This window comes from Paenibacillus forsythiae T98, from assembly GCF_000520735.1.
In the GTDB taxonomy this organism is placed as follows: Bacteria; Bacillota; Bacilli; order Paenibacillales; family Paenibacillaceae; genus Paenibacillus_AQ; species Paenibacillus_AQ forsythiae.
On the sequence record NZ_ASSC01000857.1, the window covers coordinates 1 to 5388 of the forward strand.

Genomic DNA, 5388 nt, shown 5'->3' on the forward strand with positions numbered 1-5388 from the left:
GGCCCAGGTTCAGGATCGCGCGCAGCCCGTGCTCCCTTTCATCCTCGCCCACTACGTCAGCCTTGATGGCGCAGCCGCGCTCCAGCGCATAGCCGAGCGCCTCAGGCTCCAGCGCCAGCAGCTCAGCGGCATGATCCCGGCACCAATAGGCGAATTCACGGTCCAGGATAAGCCCGTGCTTGAGAACTTCAGCCAGTCCGGACCGAACCTGGCGCGGCGGAAGCGACTTCAGCGTGTTCAGGTCGTACACGACCATTTTCGGCTGATAGAAGGCGCCGATCATATTCTTCGCCAACGGGTGGTTGACCGCCACTTTGCCGCCGACGCTGCTGTCATGCGCCAGTATCGTCGTCGGAATCTGCAGGAAGCCGATGCCGCGCATATAAGTGGCGGCCACGAAGCCCGCCAAGTCGCCGACGACCCCGCCTCCGAGCGCCAGAACGGCGGAGCTGCGGTCCAGTCCGGCAGAAATCGCCGTCGTCATCACTTCCTCATACACAGTCAGAGACTTCGACGCTTCTCCCGAAGGAATGACATGGCTGACTGCCGTATAGCCCCCGGCCTTAAGCCGCGATTCCAGATCAGAGAGGTACAGAGGGGCTACTTCGCTGTCGCTGACGATCAGCAGCGGGCTGCGAACCGGGAATCCGGCCTCCCCGCACAGTCCGGCAATGCCCTCCAGTATTCCGCTGCCGATCACAATCGGATAGGAGCGTTCGCCCAAATCTACCTGAATTCTCCGCATATCAATAGCTCTCCACTTGGGCGAGATAGTTATTATAGTTGGCTCTGATTTCTTCCAGGGAATCCCCGCCGAATTTCTCCAGGAACGCCTTGGCGATTTCCCAGGCAACCACATTCTCCATCACGACGCATGCCGCAGGCACCGCGCAGGCATCGGAACGCTCCACCTGTGCGGTAAAAGGCTCCTTCGTATCAATATCCACACTCTGCAAAGGCTTGTAGAGCGTCGGAATCGGCTTCATCACTCCGCGAACCACTACGGGCATACCATTTGTGATTCCGCCTTCAAAGCCTCCGAGCCGATTGCTTCCCCGGTGGTATCCGCGGGCCGGATCGTACATAATCTCGTCATGGACCTTCGAGCCGCGCAGCTTCCCTGCTTCAAAGCCGATCCCGATCTCCACGCCCTTGAAGGCGTTAATCGACATGACCGCGCCGGCAATGGCTGCATCCAACTTGCGGTCATATTGAACATAGGTCCCAAGGCCGACCGGAAGTCCTTCGACGATACACTCCACGATTCCGCCGATGGAGTCGCCTTCTTCCTTGATCTGGTCTATGTAGGCTTCCATTTTCTTCTCGGTTTCCTTGTCTACAACTCTGACCGAGGATTCTTCCGTGCGAACAATCAGTTCGTCTATCGGGAGGTCATTCGCAGGAGCCTCGATTTCGCCGATACGAATAACTTGTCCGGCAATCTTCACCCCGAACGCTTCGAGCAGCTGACGCGCCACCGCGCCGCAGGCCACCCGCGCCGCCGTTTCCCGGGCGCTGGAGCGCTCCAGGACATTGCGCAAATCCGTCAGGTTATATTTAAGCCCCCCGTTCAGGTCCGCATGGCCCGGACGAGGCCGGTTCACCCGGCGCTTGTCCTCTTCCGCGCCCGGAATCGGCTCAACATTCATGATGTTCTTCCAGTGCGTCCAGTCATTATTCTCGACAACCAGCGCAACCGGAGCTCCGGTTGTAACTCCGTGGCGCACACCGCCGACAATCTGGGCGGTATCCTTCTCGATTTGCATGCGGCGGCCGCGGCCGTAGCCTTTCTGGCGCCGCTGCAGTTGAAAGTTAAGCTGTTCAAAATCCAGCGTAAGATTGCTGGGCAGACCCTCTATAATTGCCGTAAGCTGGGGACCATGCGTCTCCCCCGCCGTTAAATAACGTAAACTCATGCTGCGTTCCCCCTTCGCGCTTTCAAACTGTAAACTGCTAAAATCCGTGATGACCTTTGCTCATTATAGTATAGGGAAATCACTTTTGACAAGAAAGTTACACAAGATAGCCGCATAAGGCGGCCTCTATCATATTTTTCACAAAAAAGCCGCCCGAACTCCTTCTTTCAGGAGCGGGCGGCGGCTTGGCCGACTGCGCTGAAGCGGGACTTTAGCCGCCGACGCGCAGGCTTTGGCGCATGGAGGAAAGTTTGCTCTCCTCCTGCCGAAGCAGGAGCTGAAGCTGCACATCCTCCACACCGAGAATTTGTCCGCATTCCTTGACCGTAATGAATCCCCGGCGGTATGCGTCGATTACCTTGCTTTTATCCATTTCCTTACGACCTTTCGTTTGGCATACTGACTCTATCATTCAGTATCTCTGCAAGCAGCCGAAAGTATACCTTATCAGAAAGACCGCGGAGCAACGCGTTATTTTTTGCGGTAAAAGAACGTTTCCGTAGATTCGAACCCGTATTTGGAGGGCGTAAAGATCTGCTCCGTGCTTCCAACGAATAAATAACCGCCCGGACGGAGACTCGCCGAGAACTTGCGGTACAGCTTATCCTTCGCTTCCTCCGTGAAATAGATCATTACGTTCCGGCACACGATCAGATCGAATCCGGCATCGAATTTGTCCAGCAGCAGATTCTGCTTGCGGAAGTCGATGTATTTCTTCAGTTCCTCGCTGATCTTGTACATCGGTCCCTCGGGCGAGAAGTACCGTGCGGCCACATCCCCCGGCACATCCTTCAGCGAACGTTCAAGATAGACTCCCTTGCCCGCCTTCGCGAGTGCGCCTTCATCGATATCGGTCGCCAGAATGCTGGCCTCGCGCAGAATTTTTTTATCGGACAGGATCATGGCGAGCGTATACGGCTCTTCCCCGGTGGAACAAGCCGCGCTCCACAGCTTAAGCCGCTTGCCGCTCTCCTGGAGTTCAGGCAAAATAGTGTCGCGAAGCACTTCCCAGCGGCCCGGATTGCGCCAAAATTCAGAGACGTTGATCGTCATCCGGTCCAGAAACTCGTAAAACAGACCCTTGTCTGCCATCATCGCCGCGAAAAAATCGGAAAAGGTATGGTATCCGTTCTTCGTGCGGAGTGTCGTCAGACGCCGTTTCATCTGGGCTTCCTTGTACTGTGACAGGTCGATGCCCGTACTTTTGTTGACATTTTGAATGAACCCTTTGTAATCGGGATCGGCTGCCGCCGCTTCGCGTTCAGGCATCATGGTCATCTACCCCTGTCTATATGCCCGGATCAGATCCAGGCCGCAATATCTTTATTATACTTGTTCAGTTCCTCTGGAGCGAAAAAGTTGGCGATTTCCCTCGCCGCGCTCTCGGGAGAGTCGGAACCGTGAATGAGATTGAGAGGGGTATGGCTGGCAAAATCCCCGCGGATTGTTCCCGGAAGCGCCTCGGCCACCTTCGTCTTTCCGATCAGCAATCGGGACAGAGCGATTACGTCGTCGCCTTCCCAGACCATCGAGAAGACGGGGCCGGAGGTGATAAACGAGACCAGCTCCTGGAAAAAATCCTTGCCTTCATGTTCCGCATAGTGAACCTTCGCCTGCTCCTCCGTTACCGTGACGAGCTTGGCGGCGACCAGCTTAAAACCTTTGTCTTCGAAACGGGCTACAATGCGGCCTACCAGACCCCGCTGCACACCATCAGGCTTGATCATCAAATACGTTCTTTCCATAGGGTTCACTCTCCATTCTCCCTTATGAATGATGGTCTATTAAGCTATATTACCAAAATCGCCGCCGTCTGTTAAATGGTCAATTCGGACCCTGCGGCATTATCAGTATGCCCTGCCGGTTACGAAATAGGCAATGTCGCGCAAATTCCCCTTGGTGCGGTTGTTCGGCAATTGATCCAGCGCGGCCAGCGCCTTGCCGATGTAACGCGAGGACAGCTCCTCCGCGCGGGAAATGCCGTCGCCGGACAGAATGAGGTCGATGGCGCGGCCAACTCCCGCTCGGCCTTCGCGAATCTGCTCCAGCTCATCCAGAAGGGCGCCGCGAAGCCGGTCGTCCTCCAGGGTGTAGATGACCGGCAGAGTAATATTGCCCTGCCGCATGTCGCTGCCCGGCGGTTTGCCGATCTGCTTCTCCGTTCCTCTCAGATCAAGCAGATCGTCGCCGATTTGGAAGGCCATTCCTACATTGTAGCCATAATTGTAGAGCATTTGGGCATTCTCCGGTTCCGCATCGGCGGCAAGCGCCCCAAGCTGGCAGCTGATGGCGATCAGCAGAGCGGTTTTGCGCCGGATGCGCCGCAAATAATGGCGCACGCTCTGTTCACTGTTGAAGAAGTCGCGGATCTGCTCCATCTCGCCAATCGTCATCTCCACCATCGCTTTGGACAGGATCTGATGGATGCGGGGGTTCGGCAGCTCCGCCGTGATGCCCAGCGCCTTGGCATAGATATAATCGCCGGTGTACATCGCGATCTTGTCGCCCCATTTGGCCTTGACGGTCGGCTCGCCTCGCCGCGTATCCGCATCGTCGATGACGTCATCGTGAACGAGGGAAGCGCTGTGAATCAGCTCCAGAGGAACGGCGACCCGTTTCAGCTTGTCGAGATCGTATGTGCCGAATTTACCGCCCATCAGCACAAATACGGGACGCAGCCGCTTGCCGCCGGCCTTCAGCAGATGGAGCGAAGTTTCCGTAAGCAGAGCATCGTCCCCCTGTACACTGCGGTACAATTCCTTCTCAAGAGCATCCATATCCTTGTTTAGCAGGCCGAACATTTGCAGTCGTTTCATTCCTTCACCCGTGTCAGCAGATTATCGCTCCAGAACTCCATTTTCACCTTCTGCGGCAGCAGCCCCATTTCATTGGCATAGCGGAAATAGAGATTCAAGCCTTCCTGCTGCCTTTCTCCAAAATCATAACACAAATTATGGAAATAACCAGACCAGTATCCGGAATCTCCGCCGATTGCATTGCAAGCCTCCGAAACAATCGGCGCCAGATTCCGCAGTCCCCGCCGCTTGCTCTTAATTAAGGCTTGGCAAATTTCGGCAACCCTATCCGGAATTTCCCGCGCCGATTTCCGGCTTATAGCCCATACCGCAAAGGTCATTCCAAGGCCCGTCCACCGCTTCCACATCTCGCCCAGGTCGGTAACCGTATACTTCCTGTTCTGCCACATCGCCCGGATGGCATGGTCGCCGATCAGCAGACAGGCATCGGCCCGCTCCATCATCTTCTCCAGATTCGGCTCGGCGCTTATGTACTCCGGATGTCCGCCCACGGCCTTCTCCAGCAAAATTTTCAGCAGGTTCACCGACGTAGCCGACGTGTTCGTTACGGCGATTATTCCATTCGCCGCTTCTTCCGCCGTCCCCTTCGAGAACAGCAGAATCGACCTCACGGGACCGTCCGAGCTGACGGACAGTCCCGGCAGCAGCAGCAGCCC

Annotated in this window: 7 protein-coding genes; all 7 read right to left on the bottom strand. The window is 56.1% G+C overall.

Annotated elements, in window-relative coordinates; translation table 11 throughout:
- Positions 1-745, bottom strand: a 745-nt coding sequence (locus tag L692_RS0126055; RefSeq protein ID WP_025702824.1) for a 3-dehydroquinate synthase family protein, incomplete at its 3' end; no start/stop codon positions are given.
- Position 746: 1 nt separating this feature from the next.
- Positions 747-1916: a chorismate synthase gene (gene aroC, locus L692_RS0126060; protein ID WP_025702825.1), complete on the bottom strand. Its 1170-nt coding sequence runs from the start codon at positions 1914-1916 to the stop codon at positions 747-749.
- A gap of 211 nt (positions 1917-2127) precedes the next feature.
- On the bottom strand, positions 2128-2289 hold the full coding sequence (locus L692_RS33295; RefSeq protein WP_198027839.1) for a hypothetical protein: 162 nt from the start codon (positions 2287-2289) through the stop codon (positions 2128-2130).
- Between the two features lie 98 nt (positions 2290-2387).
- The gene (locus L692_RS0126070; protein ID WP_025702826.1) at positions 2388-3185 is read right to left on the bottom strand and encodes a CheR family methyltransferase; all 798 of its coding nucleotides are present in this window, start codon (positions 3183-3185) and stop codon (positions 2388-2390) included.
- Positions 3186-3217: 32 nt separating this feature from the next.
- Positions 3218-3661 carry a nucleoside-diphosphate kinase gene (gene ndk, locus L692_RS0126075; protein ID WP_025702827.1) on the bottom strand — a complete coding sequence of 148 codons (444 nt, stop codon included), beginning with the start codon at positions 3659-3661 and terminating at the stop codon, positions 3218-3220.
- Between the two features lie 102 nt (positions 3662-3763).
- Complete coding sequence (locus L692_RS0126080; RefSeq protein WP_025702828.1) at positions 3764-4732, bottom strand: polyprenyl synthetase family protein; 969 nt, start codon at positions 4730-4732, stop codon at positions 3764-3766.
- The coding region (locus L692_RS0126085) for a menaquinone biosynthetic enzyme MqnA/MqnD family protein (RefSeq protein WP_025702829.1) at positions 4729-5388 on the bottom strand (660 nt) is incomplete at its 5' end. The genes L692_RS0126080 and L692_RS0126085, both read right to left, overlap by 4 nt.

What these genes read in the sequence shown, in the direction of transcription:
- L692_RS0126080 (WP_025702828.1), bottom strand. Translation starts at nt 4,732, where the DNA reads ATGAAACGACTGCAAATGTTCGGCCTGCTAAACAAGGATATGGATGCT.
- L692_RS0126070 (WP_025702826.1), bottom strand. Translation starts at nt 3,185, where the DNA reads ATGCCTGAACGCGAAGCGGCGGCAGCCGATCCCGATTACAAAGGGTTC.
- ndk (WP_025702827.1), bottom strand. Translation starts at nt 3,661, where the DNA reads ATGGAAAGAACGTATTTGATGATCAAGCCTGATGGTGTGCAGCGGGGT.
- aroC (WP_025702825.1), bottom strand. Translation starts at nt 1,916, where the DNA reads ATGAGTTTACGTTATTTAACGGCGGGGGAGACGCATGGTCCCCAGCTT.
- L692_RS33295 (WP_198027839.1), bottom strand. Translation starts at nt 2,289, where the DNA reads ATGGATAAAAGCAAGGTAATCGACGCATACCGCCGGGGATTCATTACG.